Here is a 388-nt window from a genome sequence, read left to right on the forward strand (position 1 = left end):
GGCAGACCCGCCTCTGCCGCTGGCAGAGCCGGCAGGAAGTTAACCGGGTGGGGGAACTGATTAAACTGACGCTGGCGGAGCAGGCCCCCCTGACCCTGGAACGGGATGACGCCGGCCGGGACACGGGTCGTTATGTGGACGGGGGATTTATTCTGTAAACGTCCGGTCATCTCACCTTGTTCTTCCTCTCCGGCCCATGCACGCTACTGCTTCCTTATCTTCACCTGGAGACTGACACCATGAGCCGTAGCCGATATACCCCGGAACAAAAACAACACCATGTGACCCAATGGCGCCACAGTGACCTGACCCGAAAACAGTATTGCGAACAGCATCAACTGAGTTTTTCCTCTTTCCGCGACTGGATTGCCGACAGTCACAAAATGCA

The 388-nt window shown here is 56.7% G+C and carries 1 protein-coding gene; it reads left to right on the top strand.

Annotated elements, in window-relative coordinates:
• Positions 1-239 precede the first annotated feature (239 nt).
• The coding region (gene tnpA, locus EAE91_RS24835; protein WP_339919734.1) for an IS66 family insertion sequence element accessory protein TnpA at positions 240-388 on the top strand (149 nt) is incomplete at its 3' end.

The sequence above is a fragment of the Photorhabdus noenieputensis genome (assembly GCF_018448935.1).
In the GTDB taxonomy this organism is placed as follows: domain Bacteria; phylum Pseudomonadota; class Gammaproteobacteria; order Enterobacterales; family Enterobacteriaceae; genus Photorhabdus; species Photorhabdus noenieputensis.